The sequence below is a fragment of the Arthrobacter arabinosi genome (assembly GCF_054511115.1).
In genome coordinates this window covers 79,311-93,469 of the sequence record NZ_JBTNDF010000005.1, presented here as the reverse complement: position 1 = coordinate 93,469, position 14,159 = coordinate 79,311, and the positions used below count along the sequence as shown (strand labels likewise).

Annotated in this window: 9 protein-coding genes and 2 tRNA genes; 4 read left to right on the top strand and 7 right to left on the bottom strand. The window is 69.8% G+C overall.

Annotated features, from left to right (window positions below; all coding sequences use genetic code 11):
• Positions 1-19: 19 nt before the first annotated feature.
• Positions 20-559: a SixA phosphatase family protein gene (locus ACX80P_RS13410; RefSeq protein ID WP_459278607.1), complete on the top strand. Its 540-nt coding sequence runs from the start codon at positions 20-22 to the stop codon at positions 557-559.
• Here the strand turns inward: ACX80P_RS13410 and ACX80P_RS13405 are convergent.
• From ACX80P_RS13405 to ACX80P_RS13395, 3 genes are all read right to left on the bottom strand, one after another.
• Complete coding sequence (locus ACX80P_RS13405) at positions 556-2,307, bottom strand: multicopper oxidase family protein (protein WP_459278606.1); 1,752 nt, start codon at positions 2,305-2,307, stop codon at positions 556-558. The genes ACX80P_RS13410 and ACX80P_RS13405 overlap by 4 nt on opposite strands.
• Positions 2,308-2,442: 135 nt before the next feature.
• Entirely contained in the window at positions 2,443-3,861 is a 1,419-nt protein-coding gene (locus ACX80P_RS13400; protein WP_459278605.1) for a dihydrolipoyl dehydrogenase family protein, read from the bottom strand.
• A 93-nt stretch (positions 3,862-3,954) separates the two neighbouring features.
• Positions 3,955-4,030, bottom strand: a tRNA-Arg gene (locus ACX80P_RS13395).
• Between the two features lie 290 nt (positions 4,031-4,320).
• Between ACX80P_RS13395 and ACX80P_RS13390 the strand changes: the two genes are divergently transcribed.
• Complete coding sequence (locus tag ACX80P_RS13390) at positions 4,321-6,162, top strand: phosphoenolpyruvate carboxykinase (GTP) (RefSeq protein WP_459278604.1); 1,842 nt, start codon at positions 4,321-4,323, stop codon at positions 6,160-6,162.
• Between the two features lie 124 nt (positions 6,163-6,286).
• On the opposite strand, the gene ACX80P_RS13385 is transcribed toward ACX80P_RS13390, so the two are convergent.
• A complete protein-coding gene (locus ACX80P_RS13385) occupies positions 6,287-6,793 on the bottom strand; it encodes a hypothetical protein (RefSeq protein WP_459278603.1) in 507 nt (168 codons plus the stop codon).
• Positions 6,794-6,797: 4 nt separating this feature from the next.
• Complete coding sequence (locus ACX80P_RS13380) at positions 6,798-8,249, bottom strand: phosphomannomutase/phosphoglucomutase (RefSeq protein ID WP_459278602.1); 1,452 nt, start codon at positions 8,247-8,249, stop codon at positions 6,798-6,800.
• Positions 8,250-8,297: 48 nt separating this feature from the next.
• Between ACX80P_RS13380 and ACX80P_RS13375 the strand changes: the two genes are divergently transcribed.
• Complete coding sequence (locus tag ACX80P_RS13375) at positions 8,298-10,412, top strand: RecQ family ATP-dependent DNA helicase (protein ID WP_459278601.1); 2,115 nt, start codon at positions 8,298-8,300, stop codon at positions 10,410-10,412.
• 510 nt (positions 10,413-10,922) lie between these two features.
• Positions 10,923-11,741 (top strand): hypothetical protein, encoded by an 819-nt coding sequence (locus ACX80P_RS13370; RefSeq protein WP_459278600.1) that lies wholly within the window; start codon positions 10,923-10,925, stop codon positions 11,739-11,741.
• A 67-nt stretch (positions 11,742-11,808) separates the two neighbouring features.
• Here ACX80P_RS13370 and ACX80P_RS13365 read toward each other — a convergent pair.
• A tRNA-Ser gene (locus ACX80P_RS13365) sits at positions 11,809-11,896 on the bottom strand.
• A 124-nt stretch (positions 11,897-12,020) separates the two neighbouring features.
• Positions 12,021-14,108, bottom strand: a complete 2,088-nt coding sequence (locus ACX80P_RS13360; protein WP_459278599.1) for a prolyl oligopeptidase family serine peptidase — start codon at positions 14,106-14,108, stop codon at positions 12,021-12,023.
• Positions 14,109-14,159 lie beyond the last annotated feature (51 nt).

The following is a 14,159-nucleotide window of genomic DNA, read 5'->3' as shown; positions in this document are numbered from 1 at the left end:
GAAGCCCTAGACTGCGGGAATGGCCTCCCACCTGAAACGACTCATGCTGCTGCGCCACGCGAAGGCCGAGTTCCAGGCGGGCCTCCCCGACCACGAGCGGTCGCTCAGTTCGCGCGGCCATGCCGACGCACCGCTCGTCGGCCGCTGGATGCTGGAGCACGACGCCGTCCCCGACTTCATCCTCGTCTCCACCGCCCTGCGCACCCGCCAGACGTGCACCTGGGTGTGCAAGGAGCTGGGGGACAAGGCGCCCACGCCCAAACTGGAGGACGAGCTCTATGCGGCCCGTCCCTCGGAGATGCTCGCCCTCATCAACCACGTGCCGCAGACCGTGACCAGCCTTCTCGTCATCGGGCACAATCCCGGTATCCAGGACCTGGCGATGCGCCTGGCCTCCGTCCGCTCCAGCGAGCACGCGGTCATGGACCTCGCGACGGACTACCCGACGTCGGGGCTCACCGTGATGACGTTCGACGGCGCCTGGTCCGAGCTCGACGGGCGCGACGCCGACGTCACGGACTTCGTGGTGCGCCGGGCCTCGACCCTTCCCGGTGTCTAGGCGATGAAGTAGCGCTGCATCATGTCGTTGTCCTCGTGCTCGAGGACATGGCAGTGCCACACATAGGGTCCGGTGAACGACGACTGGAAGGCGGTCACGGAGCCGCGCGCGTTCGCGCCGAAGGGGATGACGATCCGCGTGACCTCCCCCGGCATGGCGACGACCGTGTCCTTCCATCCCCGTTCATTGGCGGGTGGTGCCTGCGCGCCGCCCCTTAGGAACGCGGCAACCGGTGCCGGCGGGAACGCGCCGGTGTTCGGCGCCAGAGGTTGGGGTCCGTAATTGGCGGCCAAATAGCCGGCGGAGTCGACCTTCTGCCGGTTGAGCACCTGGAACTGGGTGAAGTGCAGGTGGATCGGGTGCGCATCCACGGTGGTGTTGACCAGCTCCCACTGTTCGAGGCTGCCTGCGCCGACGGTGGTCGTGGCGCCGTCGGCCTCAAAGGTCCTGTTGTTCAGCAACGCCATGAGGGGGGAGCCGAGGGCGTTGAGGTTCTCGACCAGCGTCATGGTGCGGAGGGCGGTAACGGGTCGGGCGGGGGTGGCCAGCGGAGTGATGGGCGCGGTGCGCAGCCTTGCGGGCAGCGGTGCTGTCCACCCGGGAGCGCCCGTCACCGTGAACTGCATGATCCGTGGAAGGGGTGATCCGCCTTGTTGCACGGTGCGTGGACCGGAAGGGAACGGTGCTCGGGCGTCGTTGATGAGGAGGACCTTCGTGCCGGGCCTCAGCCCGGCGAAATCGATCACGATGTCCGCCCGCTCGCCCGGGCCGAGCAGCAGTGCGGTCAGGGGAACGGGGGCATTGAGCAGGCCGCCGTCCGAACCGATCTGGGAGAACCTGTTGGCGGGGCCGGCGGACCTGATCCTGAGATTGTAGAAACGGGCGTTCGACCCGTTGTAGACACGGAACCGGTACTTGCCCCGGGCGACATCGAGGTTCGGCCACACCTTGCCGTTGACGGTGGCGACGTCACCGAAGAATTCGGGCGCCCAGGGGCGGCCGGCCGTCCCGGGATTGGCGTTGGGCGGGTAGAGGAACGTGCCGTCGCCGTTGAACATACGATCCTGGATCACCAGCGGCTGCTCGAACGGGGCGGGGGGCAGGCCGGTGGTGCCGTCGCCCGGGTCGTCGCCGTTGCGGATCAGATAGCCGCCGGCCAGTCCCGCGTACACGTTCAGCCGTGTGATGCCCAGGGCGTGATCGTGGTACCAGAGACCGGCAGCTTCCTGCGTGTTCCCGTAGTGGTAGGTCTTCGATGCGCCGGGCGCAACGATGTCGGTCGGATCGCCGTCGTTGCCCGGACTGGTGTTCCCGCCATGGAGGTGTGTCGAGGCGCGGGGGGTGGTGGCGTCGGCCTCCACGGTGCCCTCGAGGTCGTAGTCGAGAGCGGAGGCCAGCGGATGGACGCCGAGACGGTTCACCATCGTCAGGTCGAACGGGACACCCTGCTTCGCCACGATGACGGGGCCGAGGTAGTTCTGCGCGGCGGCGCCGCGATAAGCGAACGTCGGTGTCGCGGCCATCGAACGATGGAATCGATGGCGGGCGTTGACCATCTCGAGGGTTGCAGCGCCCCCGCCCGTCGCGTCGATGACGCCCAGTTCCGTCAGGGTGGGCAGTTGCTCGGTGAAGGGAGTGACCCCCGGCAGGACGGCCGCGGTGGCTGCGGAGGTGAGGTGCGGTGCCAACGCCCACCCTGCGCCTGCCGCAGCCCCGGCCTCGATCAGTGTTCGTCTCGTGATGTCCATGTCATCCACCCACCCGTGCGCCTGAGGGGTCGTAGCCTACCGCCACCGCCGAATGGACGCAGGAGTAGCGTCCACCCTAGATTCGGCAGGTCACACTCGACTTGTCCGCGGGACTACGTGAACGCTCCCCGCCGTCTACAGCCCGTACTTCTCCAGCAGTCGCAGCCACACCTCGCTCACGGTGGGATAGGCGGGTACGGCATGCCACAGCCGGTCGAGGGGGACCTGACCGACGATCGCGATCGTGGCGGCGTGCAGCATCTCCGACACCTCCGGCCCGGCGAAGGTGACGCCCACGATCACCTTCTTGTCCTCGTCGACGACCATCTGAGCCCAGCCCTTGTACCCGTCGGAGTGCAGCGAGGACCCGGCGACGGCGATCTCGAGGGATGTCTCGGAGGCGTTGACGCCGTCCTTCCGGGCCTGGTCGAGGGTGCGGCCCACCATGGCGATCTCGGGGTCGGTGAACACCACCTGGGGGACGGCGCCCCGGTCCGCCGTCGACGTGTAGGTGCTCCAGTCCGCGGCGGAGTCGCCGAGGGTGCCCTGCGCGCGGGCGGCGATGGCGTCACCCGTCATGCGGGCCTCGTACTTGCCCTGATGCGTCAGCTGGACGACGCCGCCCGCGTCGCCCACGGCGTACAGCCACCCTCCGGTGTCCGGGACGCGCCCGGTGTCGTCCCGGGTCAGAGTCGTCGGATCCAGGCCGATGCTCTCGAGTCCGAGGCCGGAGGTGTGCGGGTGCCGTCCCGTCGAGACGAGGAGCTTCTCGGCCGTGACGGTCTGGCCCTCGCCGACGTCGAGCACGAACCGGCCGCCCTCCACGCGCACGGCGTTGGTCGCCGTGTCCGTCAGGATGGTGAGTCCCTCGCCGCGGAGGGCATCGAGCACGAGGTCGGAGGCTTCCTTCGGGTAGTTGCCGAGGATCCCGCTGCGGGCGATGACGGTGACCTCCGCGCCGAGCCGCGCGTAGGCCTGGGCCAGTTCGACGCCGGCCACGCCGCCGCCGAGCACGGCGAGGCTCGCGGGGACCTCCTTCGCCGAGGTCGCGTCGCGGGTGGTCCAGTAGTCGAGGTCGGCGAGCCCGTCGATGGGCGGGACGGTCGGCGTCGAGCCCGTGGCGAGCACGACGGCGTGGTCCGCGCGGTAGGTGCTCACGGATCCGTCGTCGTGGCGGATGGCGACCTCACGTTCGCCGATGAGCTTGGCCCAGCCTCGCTCCAGGGTGATGCCCGCCGAGGCGACCCATTCCTCCTGCGAGGAGTCGTCCCAGTCGGAGGTGAAGGACGTGCGGCGGGCGAGCACCTGCTGCGGGTCGAGAGAACCCGTGACGGCTTCGCGAGCGCCGGCCACACCGCGCGCGGCGTTGAGGACGGTACCCGGGCGGAGGAGGGCCTTGCTCGGCATGCAGGCCCAGTAGGAGCATTCACCCCCGATGAGGTCGGACTCGACGAGCACCGCCGAGAGGCCCTTCTCGACCACCCGTCCCGCTACGTTCTCTCCGACGGCGCCGGCGCCGATCACGATGACATCGATGCTCTGGGGTTCGCTCATAGGCTGAGCCTCCCACCCACCCGGCGGGGGGAGCAACCCGCATGCAAAAAGGCCCCGACCGCAGTCGGGGCCTTTCGTGGTCTATGCCGACCGTGGTGCGCGCGAAGGGATTCGAACCCCCAACCTTCTGATCCGTAGTCAGATGCTCTATCCGTTGAGCTACGCACGCATCCGTAGTCCGTCGATCCGCAGTGCGGATGAGTCCTACAAGCTGGCCGTTTGGCCGAAAACAACTCTAGCGCGGATTGGCTGCGGCGCCTAATCAGCCGGGTCCATCGCGGTTACTAGACCGGTCTATGTGACCTTCGTCACACAAAGGCGTAACGTAAGCGCTGGACATCGGCGCGGTGACGCGGAACACCCCACGTCCCGGTCGCATCTCTCGTCGATCGGTCCCTTGCATGAAATATCCCGCCCCTAGCATCGGTACACACCAGGCACCCAACGAAGGGAAGAGTAATGGGAGAACCTGTACGACAGCTTGTGGTCGACACACCCCCCACTGCGCCGACGACCCATCGGGCCCTGCTCGCGTGGGTCGACGAGGTGCGGACCCTGACGCAACCCGCCGACGTCGTCTGGGTCGACGGGTCGGAGGCGGAGAACCGGCGCCTCACGGACGAACTGGTCGAGAGCGGGACCTTCACCCGCCTCAACCCCGAGACGTTCCCGAACTCCTTCGCGGCGTTCTCGGACCCCAGGGACGTGGCCCGGGTCGAGGAGCAGACCTTCATCTGCTCCGCCGAGAAGCGGGAAGCGGGCTTCACGAACAACTGGATGGACCCGGCCGAGATGAAGGCGAAGCTCACCGGCCTGTTCTCCGGCGCCATGCGCGGCCGCACGATGTACGTCATCCCGTTCGTCATGGGGCACCTCGACGCCGAGGACCCCAAGTTCGGCGTCGAGATCACCGACAGTGCCTACGTGGTGACGTCCATGCGCATCATGGCGACGATCGGCACCTCCGTCCTGGACCGCATGACCGAACTCGACGCCGGGTTCGTGCCTGCCCTCCATTCGGTCGGTGCACCCCTCGCCGACGGTGAGGCCGACGTCCCCTGGCCCTGCAACGAGGAGAAGTGGATCGTCCACTTCCCCGAGGAACGCTCCATCTGGTCCTACGGCTCCGGATACGGCGGCAACGCCCTGCTCGGCAAGAAGTGCTACGCGCTGCGCATCGCGTCCGTCATGGCCCGCGACGAGGGCTGGCTCGCGGAGCACATGCTGATCCTCAAGCTCACCTCACCCCAGGACAGGACCTACTACCTCTCCGCGGCGTTCCCGTCTGCCTGCGGCAAGACGAACCTGGCGCTGCTCGACCCCACGATCGACGGCTGGAAGGTCGAGACCCTGGGCGACGACATCACCTGGATGCGCTTCGGCAAGGAAGGTGAGCTGCGGGCCGTGAACCCCGAGGCGGGCCTCTTCGGCGTCGCGCCCGGGACCGGCTGGAACACCAACCCGAATGCGATGCGCGCCATCGCCAAGGGCAACTCGGTCTTCACCAATGTCGCCCTGACCGATGACGGCGGAGTCTGGTGGGAGGGCATGACCGACGAGGTGCCCGCCCACCTCACGGACTGGCAGGGCCGCGACTGGACGCCGGACATGGACCGCACCGCCGCGCACCCCAACGCCCGCTTCTGCACGCCGATCGACCAGATCGACATGCTCGCCGAGGAGTTCAACCGGCCCGACGGCGTCGAGCTCTCCGCCATCCTCTTCGGCGGGCGCCGCAAGACGACGGTCCCGCTCGTCACGCAGGCCCGCAGCTGGGCGAACGGCATCTTCATGGGCTCGACGCTGTCGTCGGAGACCACCGCTGCCGCCGCGGGTGAGGTGGGCCGGGTGCGCCGCGACCCCATGGCCATGCTGCCCTTCATCGGCTACGACGCCGGTGATTACCTGCAGCACTGGCTCACGCTCAGTGCCAGCGCGGACCAGGCACGGTTGCCGAAGATCTTCCTGGTCAACTGGTTCCGCCGCACCGCGTCCGGCGGCTTCGCGTGGCCCGGCTTCGGTGACAATGCGCGCGTGCTGAAGTGGGTGATCGAGCGGCTGGAGGGCACGGCGGACGCCGTCGAGACGCCCATCGGGTTCGTCCCCACGGGGGACGCGCTCGATCTGACGGGACTGGACATGACGCCCGCCGAGGTGGAGGCCGCGGTACGCGTCGACCGGGAGGAATGGGACGTCGAACTCGCCTCGATCGAGGAGTGGTACGCCAGGTTCGGGGACTCGCTCCCGGACGCTCTGCGCGCCGAGCTCGCCTCCCTGCAGGAACGCCTGTCCGCGCACTGACCGCCGGCGGTCCGACGGCGGAGGCCCCCTTCCGCAGGGTGCCGCCGTCGTCCGTCCCGATCGGCTCGTCGGTCCGCGGGCAGGATGTCCGGGCCGAGAAGCTCGGCGTGGTGTCCGGCTCGGCCTAGTCCACCCAGACGGCAGGTTCGATGGTGTCGGCCGACAGTTCGCCGAACGCCGGCCCGTTCGTCCCGGGATCGTGGCGGTACGGCAGCACGGCTGCGAAGACAGAGCCGTCCTGATGCTCGGCGGCGACGTGGACGGCGTCGGACTGCTCGTCCAGCAGTGTGATGTCACAGACGATCGCGGCGGCACGGAACTCGTCGCGGTGCTGCCGCAGGAGCTCCGTGAGGTCGCTGATCATGCCGTCCGCATCGACGTCACCGCCGTCCGTCGTCGCATCGGCAGGGGCGACCGCTACGAGGCGTACCCCGCCGTCGTTCTCCACCACCAGGGCGAACGGCAGGAGCCCGCCGTCGCGCTCCAGCGACTCCTGGGCAGACGCCAGCCCGGTGCCGAGCAGGGTCTCGAGGTCCGTGGCGCTCCCGGACGGTACCGTCCCGCGCGAGGAGTCCCCGCCCGGGTCCGTCGGCTGCAGGGCACCGGCGGGCATGCCGGACGACTCGGTCACGCGGTCAGTCGCGGATGACCGCGAGCACGCGCTGCACGAGGTCCTCCAGGGTCTGCGGATCCACGGCCTCGGCGTTGAGCCGGAGGTAGGGCTCCGTGTTCGAGGGGCGCAGGTTGAACCACCAGTTCCCGTGCTCCGGTGTGAAGGTCAGCCCGTCGAGGTCGTCGACGACGACGCCGTCCTGCTCGAACTCGGTGCGCGCCCGGGCGATCGACGCCGTGAGGTCCTCGACCTTCGAGTTGACCTCCCCCGAGGAGAAGTAGGGCTCGTACTCGCGGCCCAGCTCCGAGAGCGGCCCGTCCTGCTCGCCGAGGGCCGCGAGGACGTGCATCGCAGCGAGCATCCCCGTGTCGGCGTTCCAGAAGTCCCGGAAGTAGTAGTGGGCGGAGTGCTCGCCGCCGAACACGGCGCCCTCCTCGGCCATGACGGCCTTGATGAAGGAGTGGCCCACGCGCGTACGGACCGGGCGGCCGCCGTCCTGTCGGATCAGTTCCGGCACCGCGCGGGAGGTGATGAGGTTGTGGATGATCACGGGTTCGGCTTCGCCGGCGGCCTGCGCGCGGGCGATCTCACGGCGCGCCACCATTGCGGTGATGGCACTGGGCGACACAGGTTCGCCCCGTTCGTCGATGATGAAGCAGCGGTCGGCGTCGCCGTCGAACGCGATCCCGATGTCCGCGCCGTGCTCGACGACGGCGGCCTGCAGGTCGCGGAGGTTCTCCGGCTCGAGCGGGTTCGCGGGGTGGTTGGGGAACGAGCCGTCGAGCTCGAAGTAGAGGGGGACGATCTCGAACGGCAGCGCGGGCAGGAGCCGGTCCCCGAGGACGGCGGGAGTGGTGAGACCCGCCATCCCGTTGCCGGCGTCGACCACCACCTTCATCGGGCGCGACGACGAGAGGTCCACCTGGGCGCGCAGGAACCGTGAGTACTGCTCGAGGATGTCGCGCACGCCGATGGTGCCCCGCACGGGAGCAGCGGGGATGGAGCCGTCGGCCAGGTAGCGCTCGGCGCGCTCCTGCACGTCCTTGAGGCCCGTCTCCGAGGACACGGGCACGGCGCCGGGACGCGTCATCTTCATGCCGTTGTACTGGGCGGGGTTGTGGCTGGCCGTGAACGTCACGCCGGCAGCGTTCAGGGTGCCGCTGGCGTAGTAGAGCTCATCGGTGGAGATGAGGTCGAGGAGGACCACGTTCGCCCCGCGGAGGGTGGCACCCTCCGAGAACGCCTTCGAGAACTCCGGCGAGGACGGCCGCATGTCCCCGCCCACGAGAATCGTCTCCCCGCCCAGCTCCAGCGAGTCGACGAAGGCCGCGCCGACTGCCCGGACCGAGTCGACCGTGATGGTCTCGCCGACGATGCCGCGGACGTCGTAGGCCTTGAAGGATGCAGAGAGATCGAGGAGTGTAGTCACGTCTGGAAGTGTATCGGGTGGTGTCGGAGCGACCGCTGTGCACATAGCGGTCCTCCCACGGGGAGTGGGGGAGGCGGCTGGGATACTGGGGAGATGTTGCCGACCACCACGCTGAACGAGCAAGCCACCGGAATCCTGAGCACCCTCGTCGGGTCGCCGGACGCCCGCTTCCACGAGGGACAGTTCGAGGCCATCGAGGCCCTCGTGGAGGGCGGACGACGAGCACTCGTCGTCCAGCGCACCGGGTGGGGCAAGTCGGCCGTGTACTTCGTCGCGAGCCTGCTCCTGCGGGCGCGCGGCGCAGGCCCCACCCTGATCGTCTCCCCCCTCCTCGCGCTCATGCGTGACCAGGTCGCCGCCGCGGCGCGGGCCGGCGTCCGGGCGGAGGCCATCAATTCGGCCAACCAGACGGAGTGGCAGGACATCACCGCGAAGCTGCAGGCCGACGAGGTGGACGTCCTCCTCGTCTCACCCGAGCGCCTCAACAACCCGTCCTTCCGTGAGCTGTACCTTCCGGAGCTCATGCGGCGCACCGGTCTGCTCGTGATCGACGAGGCGCACTGCATCTCCGACTGGGGCCACGACTTCCGGCCGGACTACCGCCGTCTGCGCGAGCTGATCATGGGCCTGCCCGCAGGTGTGCCCGTGCTGGCCACGACGGCGACGGCCAACTCGCGCGTGGTCGAGGACGTCGAGGAGCAGCTGGGCGCGGGCGGCACCGACGTCTTCACGCTGCGCGGCGAACTCGCCAGGAAGTCGCTCCGGCTCGGGGTGCTGCGGTTGCCGAGCCCACGGTCGCGTCTCGCCTGGCTCCTCACCCACCTGTCGGACCTGCCGGGGAGCGGCATCATCTACGCCCTCACGGTCTCCGCCGCGGAGGACACCGCCCGACTGCTGCGGGAGAACGGCCACGCGGTCCGCGCCTACACCGGGCGCACGGACCCGGCCGACCGGGAGGCCGCGGAAGCCGCCCTCAAGAACAACGAGGTGAAGGCCCTGGTGGCCACGAGCGCCCTCGGCATGGGCTTCGACAAGCCCGACCTCGGCTTCGTGGTGCACCTCGGGGCGCCCTCGTCCCCGGTCGCGTACTACCAGCAGGTCGGTCGCGCCGGGCGCGGGACGCCGAACGCCGACGTCCTGCTGCTGCCCGGCGCCGAGGACCGCGACATCTGGGAGTACTTCGCCACCGCCTCGATGCCGTCCCAGGATGCCGCCCTCCGGGTGATCGAGGCCCTCCAGCCCGGTGTCGTCCTGTCCACGCCCGCGCTCGAGACACGGGTGAACCTCAAGCGCTCGCCGCTCGAACTGCTGCTCAAGGTCCTTGACGTCGACGGCGCGGTCCGCAAGGTCACCGGCGGGTGGGAGGGCACCGGGGCACCCTGGGACTACGACGCCGAACGGTACCGCCGGATCAGCGAGGCGCGCGTCGTGGAACAGAAGGCCATGCTCGACTACGAGAACACCACGGCCTGCCGCATGGAGTTCCTGTCCAGGTCCCTCGACGATCCTGCCGCCACCCCCTGTGGCCGCTGCGACAACTGCACCACCCCCTGGTACTCGGACGAGGTGGCCCACGAGGCATCCGACTCCGCCAACCAGGCCCTCAGCAGGGTGGGGGTGGAACTCGAGCCCCGCGGCCAGTGGCCCTCCGGCATGGACAAGCTGGGTGTGCCGCTGAAGGGGAAGCTGAAGCCGGGGGAGGCCAGTCTGCCGGGCCGGGCACTCGCCCGCCTCACCGATCTCGGCTGGGGCAACAGGCTCCGGGAACTCCTGGCGGACGCAACCCCCGACGCCCCGCTCGATCCTGCGGTCGTCGACGCCGTCGTCCGCGTCCTCGCGCAGTGGGGCTGGGAGGAGCGGCCCGTGGCCGTGGTCAGCGTCCCTTCCAGGCGGCGCCCCCAGCTCGTCGGCTCTCTGGCGCAGGCTCTCGCCGGCGTGGGCCGCATCCCCTACCTGGGGCAGCTGACCACGCCGCACGGGTTCCCGCAGGGGCAGCCCGGCGGTAACAGCGCCTTCCGCCTCGCCTCGGTGTGGGACCACTTCGCCGTGCCGGACGAGGGCGCCGCGTGGTTCGCGGCGAATCCGGGGCCGGTGCTGCTGGTCGACGACTTCGCGGACAGCCGCTGGACCATCACGGAGGCCGGGCGGGCGCTGCGCGCTGCCGGGGCGTCAGGTGTCCTGCCGTTCGCGCTGGCGCTGAAGGCGTAGCGCTCAGGCAGGGTGTCCAGCCCGGTGCCGAGGCATCGGCAGAGCCGGGTGCAGTGCCGGATCGGATCGTCGGCGGAGCTGGGCGGAGCTGGGCGGAGCGGGGCTCAGGGCGTAGCACCCGGGGCGTCGGCCGGGTGCGGATCGGGACGTTGGGCCCTGCCAGGAGGATCGGAGGCCGGTGATGCTGAGGTCTGTCCCGTCGGAGCGGTTGGACTCCGTGCTGTCACCTGCATCTGGAGCGTGATCCGTATGAGCTTCCCTCCCATCCCGAGAGAATCGCCGGTGCGACGCGTGAGCGCCCTGTGCCGCAGGGCGGCCGCCACGGCAACAGATGTCGTCCGGTGGGTCGCTTCGCGTGTCAGCAGACCGGCGAACACGCACGGAGACACCGGCCGTGCCCGTGGTGGTGCCGAGGGCCGCGCGCCCGCCCTGACGGACCCGCCGGGTACCATCAGGCCGGCTTCTCCCGGGCGGGTCCCTCGGCTGCTGTCCGTCGCCATCGGCGCTCTGATGCTGGTGTCCAGCCTGGTGGGCCTGACGGTGCGTGGCGTGTACCAGGAGCCGCCGTCAGTAATGGCGATGTACCGGGGCCTGGACGCGGTCAACCTCGCTGTGGCCGTGCCGGCGCTCCTGGGATCGTTGTGGCTGGCCGGCCGGGGATCGCTGCGGGGCTGGATCCTCTGGACCGGGACGCTGGCCTACACCCTGTACACCTACACGCTCTACGTGTTCGGGCTGGGCTTCACCACGACCTTCCTGCTCCACGTCGCCGTCCTGGCCATGGCCGTCTACGCCCTCGTCCTCGCGGTGGGCAGCGTGGACCATCAGGAGCTCGCCCGGCGGTTCCGGCATCGCATTCCCGCCCGAGGAGCAGCGATCATCCTGGGTCTGCTCGGCCTGGGCCTGGGCGGCATCTGGACGTACCACGCCTCCCGGTTCGCCCTGACGGGCACAGTCCCGCCGGACGGCCTGGTCGTCCAGCCCGCTGCCGGCCTGCACCTGTCCTACGCCGCAGACCTCGTGCTGATCGTGCCGGCCTACCTGGTCGCGGCTGTCCACCTGTGGCGACAGCGACCCTGGGGCTATCTCCTGGGCGGGACGCTCCTGGCCTCCGGCACGCTGCAGCAGGTGGGCTATCTTGCTCAGCTCGCCGCTCAGGCCCGAGCCGGCATCCCGGGTGCCACGGCCTCTGACCCCGACGAGCCGCCCATCCTGGTGGCCTACCTCGTGGCACTGACGCTGCTGCTGGCGGGGTCCCTGGCCGGGGATGCGACCCGATCAGGCGAAGGACCGGCCACCCACGGGATGCGTCCCCGACCCGCGACGTAGGGTCCGGCGTCGTCACTCGCACGGGAAGGTCACGAAAAAGGGGCCCGTGAACACGGGCCCCTCAACGCGGAGACGGGGGGATTTGAACCCCCGGTAGGCTTTAGGCCCACACTTCATTAGCAGTGAAGCCCATTCGGCCGCTCTGGCACGTCTCCATCGGCTATCTCTAGCTTCCCAAGGTTACCCAGAAGGTGACGGCAAGAGCAAAACAGCCGACGGGGCCCGGACGGGCTGTTCACCGGGTGGCCCGCTCGGACTCCGGTCACGTCCTGCCGGCCGTCAGAGGGAGCCCGTCAGGGCCCGCCACAGGAACTCGAAGCTCATCGCGTGCATCCTCGCGGCCTGCCGGTTGTCCGCCGCGCCCGCATGCCCGCCCTCGAGCGCCTCGTGGAACCAGACGTCCCGGACGCCCAGGTCCTTCATCCTCGCGGCCATCTTGCGGGCCTGGACCGGCCCCACGCGGTCGTCGCTCGTCGCCGTCCAGATGAGGGCCCTGGGGTAGTCCACGTCCTCGCGCAGCAGGTGGTACGGGGAGAACGTCCGGACGTACTCCCATTCCTCAGGCTTGTCCGGGTCGCCGTACTCGGCGATCCACGAATACCCTGCGGAGAGCTTCGTGTACCGGCGCATGTCCAGCAGCGGGACACCGCAGGAGATGGCGCCGAACAGGTGCGGGTACGTGGTGAGCATGTTTCCCACGAGCAGGCCGCCGTTGCTCCGGCCGGCGCAGCCCAGGAGCGCCGGTGTCGTCACGCCGCGCTGCACCAGATCCTCGGCGATCGCCGCGAAGTCCTCGTACGCGCGGTGCCGGTCGGCGTGCAGGGCGGCGCGGTGCCATTCCGGCCCGTACTCGCCGCCGCCGCGGATGTTCGCCAGCACGTAGACACCCGGGCGGCCGTCGTCGGTGACGCGGTCCAGCCAGCCGCGGCCGATCACACCGCTGTACGCGGGTGTCATGGAGTGCTCGAAGCCGCCGTAGCCGGAGAGCAGGGTGGGGTTGCCGCCGTCGAGCACGAGGTCCTTCGCGGCGATCTGGAAGTACGGGACGCGCGTGCCGTCGCTGGAGACCGCGAAGTGCTGCTCGACCGCGAAGCGGTGCTCGTCGAAATAGGACGGCGACGACTTGACGGCGGTGTGGTCACCGCCGATCGTCCCCCGGTAGAGCGTCGACGGCGTGAGGAAGCCGGTGGCGATCAGCCAGTAGTCGTTGCCGGCGTCGTCGTCCTCGTCGTCGACCGCGTAGGCGTCCACGGAATGGAGCGGCGGGCAGGCGTCGAGGAGCTCCGCTGCCCAGTCCCGCGCGGGGTCGAGGATCCGGATCTCGGAGGACACATCGCGGAGCAGGTTCAACAGCAGGTGGTCCCGGGTCCAGCTCCAGGACTGCAGGGACGTCGAGGCGTCCGGGGCGAACACGGTGGCGAAGGAGCGCGCGCCCGCGAGGAAGGCCTCGAACCCGATGACGAGCAGCGAACCGGCGGTGTGCGTGGTGCCGGCGACGGCCCAGTCCGTGCGGGGCCGTACGATCAGCCATTCGCGGTGCAGGGAGATGCCCGCGTCCTCGGGCACCTCGATCAGCTGCCAGGCCCCGTCCCGCCGGAGGTAGGTTCGGCGCGTGTAGAAGTCGAGCGTGTCGACGGCGATGTCGCGTTCGAAGCCGGGCGTGGAGTCGTGCAGGACGAGGGCCATCATGTGGTCCTGGTCCACCCCGAAGTACTCCTCGGCGTCGTCCAGGCTCCCACCGCGCTGCAGGATGCGGACGGTGCGCGGGTAGGAACTCGACGTCATGGAGCCGGGCCCGAAGTCGGTGCCGACGTACAGGGTGTCCGGCCCCGCCCACGTGATGCGGCTCTTGGCCGCGGGGATGTCGAACCCACCGTCCACGAAGGCCAGCGTGCCGAGGTCGAACTCCCGGTACCGTGCGGCGTCGCCGCCATCGGGGGAGAGCACCACGAGCACCCGCTGGTGGGGCTGACCCTCCGCAGGGCGCAGGAACAGCGCACCGCCCCAGACCCATTCCGTGCCGTCGGTGGCGCTCAGGGCGTCGACGTCGAGGAGGAGCTCCCACGCCGGGGCGTCGGAGGCATAGCTCTCCCACGTCGTGCGGCGCCAGATGCCCTGCCGATGCCCGGCGTCGCGCCAGAAGTTGTAGTAGAAGTCGCCGTGCTTGCCCACCATGGGGATGCGCTCCGTGGAGTCGAGCACCTCGAGGATCCCGCGCTCGCGGCCCTCGAACCCGGGCGTGACGAGGGCGTCCTCCGTCAGCGCGTTCTCGGCCCGCACCCAGTCGAGTTGCCGCTCACCGTAGATGTCCTCCAGCCAGAGGAAGGGGTCGTCCGTCATGGCGGGGTCGTCCGTATGCAGCGTCATGGGCCCATCCTATGCAGGGAGCCGGAAGCCCCGCGCACGCGGGGAGCGACC